Annotated in this window: 3 protein-coding genes; 2 read left to right on the top strand and 1 reads right to left on the bottom strand. The window is 60.3% G+C overall.

Features of this window, described 5'->3' with window-relative positions:
* Positions 1-2,648: valine--tRNA ligase (locus ACIOU6_RS20775; protein ID WP_401138763.1), on the top strand; the 2,648-nt coding region annotated here is incomplete at its 5' end.
* Positions 2,649-2,902: 254 nt separating this feature from the next.
* Positions 2,903-3,922, top strand: coding sequence for a 23S rRNA (adenine(1618)-N(6))-methyltransferase RlmF (gene rlmF, locus ACIOU6_RS20770; RefSeq protein ID WP_221729922.1), 1,020 nt, complete (start codon positions 2,903-2,905; stop codon positions 3,920-3,922).
* Positions 3,923-4,124: 202 nt separating this feature from the next.
* On the opposite strand, the gene ACIOU6_RS20765 is transcribed toward rlmF, so the two are convergent.
* A partial coding sequence (locus ACIOU6_RS20765; RefSeq protein WP_401138775.1) for an HU family DNA-binding protein occupies positions 4,125-4,229 on the bottom strand: 105 nt, incomplete at its 5' end.

Below are 4,229 nucleotides of genomic sequence, written 5' to 3'. Positions count from 1 at the left end.
AGGGTCGCAACACCCTGTGGCAGCCGGGCACCGACCACGCCGGTATCGCCACGCAGATGCTGGTGGAGCGTCAACTTGAAGCCCAGGGCCAGAATCGCCACGATCTGGGCCGGGACAAATTCCTCGAGAAAGTCTGGGAGTGGAAGGATCAGTCGGGCGGCAACATCAGCCGTCAGATCCGCCGCCTCGGTTCATCCGTGGACTGGAGCCGTGAGCGCTTCACCATGGATGACGGCCTCTCGGAAGCCGTTAAAGAAGCCTTCGTACGCCTGCACGAAGACGGCTTGATCTATCGCGGCAAGCGTCTGGTCAACTGGGATACCAAGCTGCACACGGCGATTTCCGACCTCGAAGTGGAAAACCACGACGAGAAAGGTTTCCTGTGGAACCTCAAGTACCCGCTGGCCGACGGCGCGAAAACCGCTGAAGGCAACGATTTCCTGATCGTCGCGACCACCCGTCCGGAAACCATGCTCGGCGACTCCGCCGTGGCCGTAAACCCGAACGACGAACGCTACAAAGCCCTGATCGGCAAGTTTGTCGAGCTGCCACTGGTTGGCCGCCGTATCCCGATCATCGCCGACGATTACTGCGACCCTGAATTCGGCACCGGTTGCGTGAAAATCACCCCGGCCCACGATTTCAACGACTACGAAGTCGGCAAGCGCCACAACCTGCCGCTGCTGAACATCTTCGACAAGAACGCCGCCGTACTGCCGGCCTGTCAGGTGTTCAACCTCGACGGCACGCTGAACGACAGCATCGACGGCAAGATCCCGGCTGAATACGCCGGTCTCGACCGTTTCGAGGCGCGCAAACAAATCGTTGCTGCGTTCGACGCCGCCGGCCTGCTGGTCAGCGTCGACGACCACAACCTGAAAGTGCCGAAAGGCGACCGCTCCGGCACGATCATCGAGCCGTGGCTGACCGACCAGTGGTACGTCTCCACCAAACCTTTGGCTGAACCTGCGATTGCTGCCGTTGAAGACGGTCGCATCCAGTTCGTGCCGAAACAGTACGAAAACATGTACTTCTCCTGGATGCGCGACATCCAGGACTGGTGCATCAGCCGTCAGCTGTGGTGGGGCCACCGCATTCCAGCCTGGTACGACGAATCGGGCAAGGTCTACGTCGGCCGCGACGAAGCCGAAGTGCGCGCCAAGCACAACCTTGGCCCGGACGTGGCGTTGCAACAGGACAACGACGTGCTCGACACCTGGTTCAGTTCCGGTCTGTGGACGTTCTCCACGCTGGGCTGGCCTGAGCAGACCGAATTCCTGAAGAAATTCCACTCCACCGACGTACTGGTGACGGGCTTCGACATCATTTTCTTCTGGGTTGCCCGGATGATCATGATGACCATGCACTTGATGAAGAACGAGGACGGCACGCCGCAAGTGCCGTTCAAGACCGTTTATGTGCATGGTCTGGTGCGTGATGGCCAAGGCCAGAAGATGTCCAAGTCCAAGGGCAACGTCCTTGACCCGCTGGACATCATCGATGGCATCGACCTGGAAACGCTGGTGCAGAAACGCACCTCGGGCCTGATGCAGCCAAAACTGGCGAAGAAGATCGAGAAGCAGACCCGCGACGAGTTTGCCGACGGCATCGCCAGCTATGGCACCGACGCCCTGCGCTTCACCTTCTGCTCGCTGGCCTCGACCGGTCGAGACATCAAGTTCGACATGGGCCGCGTCGAAGGCTATCGCAACTTCTGCAACAAGATCTGGAACGCCGCGCGTTATGTTCTGGACAAGGGCGAAGACTGCGGCCAGAACGGCGAGGCCTACGAACTGTCGCTGGCGGATCGCTGGATCATCTCGCAACTGCAACGCACCGAAGCCGAAGTCACCCGCCAACTGGATCAATTCCGTTTCGACCTCGCCGCGCAAGCGCTGTACGAGTTCATCTGGAACCAGTACTGCGACTGGTATCTGGAATTGTCCAAGCCTGTGCTGTGGGACGAAAACGCCCCGGTTGAACGTCAGCGCGGCACCCGTCGCACGCTGGTGCGCGTACTGGAAGTGGCGCTGCGTCTGGCGCACCCGTTCATGCCGTTCATCACTGAAGAAATCTGGCAGCGCATTGCACCGCTGGCCGGTATTCAGGGCAAGACGATCATGCTGCAACCTTGGCCAGTGGCCAATGAAGAGCGCATCGATCCGGCTGCCGAGAGCGACATCGAGTGGCTCAAGGAACTGATGCTCGGCACGCGTAACATCCGCGGCGAAATGAACATCGGCCCGGGCAAGCCACTGCCGATCTACCTGAAGAACGTCAGCGCCGAAGACCAGCGCCGTTTGACCGAGAACGAAGCGCTGCTGAAGAAGCTGGCGCGCCTGGAATCGATCACCGTCCTGGCCGCTGGCGAAGAAGCACCGCTGTCCGCCACCGCACTGGTCGGCGAGATGGAAGTGCTGGTGCCAATGGCCGGCCTGATCGACAAGGCTGCTGAACTGGCGCGCCTGGACAAGGAAATCCTGCGCCTGCAGGGCGAAGTCCAGCGGGTTGGCGGCAAGCTGTCCAACGCCGGTTTCGTCGACAAGGCCCCGGCCGAAGTCATCGAGAAGGAACGCGCCAAACTGGCCGAGGCCGAACAGGCCCTGGGCAAACTGGCCGAGCAGCACGCGCGGATTGCCAGCCTGTAAAGGCAAATCGCAATGAAAAAGGGAGGCCACATTGGCCTCCCTTTTTTATTTCTGCAGCACGATACCCCCTCTGTGGGAGCGGTCTTGCTCGCGAAAGCAATTTCACATCCAACCTATTTATGGACTGACATACCGCCTTCGGGAGCAAGCCCCCTCCCACAGTTGATCGGCATTGTCCGCACTTTTGTCATCAATACCGAGCCGATGTGGGACAATAGCCGCCACTTTCAGCCATACCCGAATCGACCACGCCCATGAACGCCCCTCGCACCCCCAAACCTGCGCGCAAGAAGCCTGACTCCGCGACCCCGGCCAAAGCCGTTGAGCCGCGTGAAAAGGCCAGCCTGCACCCGCGCAATCGCCATCAGGGTCGTTACGACTTCCCGGCGCTGATCAAAACCACGCCGGAACTGGCGAAGTTCGTGATCATCAACCCGTACGGCAAGGAAAGCATCGACTTCGCCAATCCCGATGCGGTGCGCGTGTTCAACCGGGCGCTGCTCAAGTCGTTCTACGGCATCCAGCATTGGGACATTCCGGCGGACTACCTCTGCCCACCCGTGCCGGGCCGTGCCGATTACGTGCATTTTCTCGCTGACCTGCTGGCCAGCATGAACGACGGCAAAGTGCCGCGCGGTGCGATCGTCAACGTGCTGGACATCGGCATGGGCGCCAACTGCGTTTATCCGCTGATCGGCAATAGCGAATACCGCTGGCACTTCCTCGGCTCGGAGATCGACCCGACCGCCGTGGCCGCCGCCAGAGCCATTGTTCAGTCAAACGACCTGAACAAGGTGATCCAACTGCGTCAGCAGGAAAACCGCAAGCACATCCTGATTGGTCTGCTGGAGCCGGGTGAGCGCTTTGACCTGACCATGTGCAACCCGCCGTTCCACGCCTCAATGGATGAAGCGACCAAGGGCAGCGAGCGCAAATGGCGTGCGCTGGGCCGCGCTGATCCGAAACGCAAATTGCCGGTGCTGAACTTCGGCGGCCAGTCGGCGGAGTTGTGGTGTGAGGGCGGCGAAGCACGCTTCGTGACGCAACTGATCGCCGAGAGCGCGAACTTCCAGCACAAAGTGCTGTGGTTCAGCACGCTGGTGTCGAAAGCCTCGAACCTGCCCGCCATCGAAACCGCGCTGAAAAAGGCCGGCGTGCTGGAAAGCCAGGTGGTGGAGATGTCTCAGGGGCAGAAACAGAGCCGCTTCGTCGCCTGGACCTTCCAGACCAAGTCCGAGCAGCAGATCTGGCGCCGCGAGCGCTGGACGCGCTAAACATGGCATAGACCGACGCAGGTCAATTGTGGGAGCGAGCCTGCTCGCGAAGGCGGCGTGTCAGTTAACTTCAATATTGACTGGCACAGCGCTTTCGCGAGCAGACTCGCTCCCACATTGGATTGCGTGGCGCCGCCAAATCGCAGACACAAAAAAACCGTGCCCGGATTGCTCCGGTGCACGGTTTTTTTATCGCTGCGTCTTACTTGTTCACAGCGTCGGTCAGGCCTTTGGCCACAACCAGCTTGATCACTTTCTTGGCAGGGATTTCGATGGCAGCGCCAGTCGAAGGGTTACGGCCAGTGCG

Origin of the sequence: Pseudomonas sp. NPDC087615, from assembly GCF_044743445.1 — a bacterium.
GTDB lineage: Bacteria > Pseudomonadota > Gammaproteobacteria > Pseudomonadales > Pseudomonadaceae > Aquipseudomonas > Aquipseudomonas baetica_A.
The sequence above is the reverse complement of the archived record's forward strand: the minus strand, read 5'-3'. Positions and strand labels throughout refer to the sequence as shown.

Coding starts and splice junctions, on each gene's coding strand:
- rlmF (WP_221729922.1), top strand. CDS start 2,903: ATGAACGCCCCTCGCACCCCCAAACCTGCGCGCAAGAAGCCTGACTCC.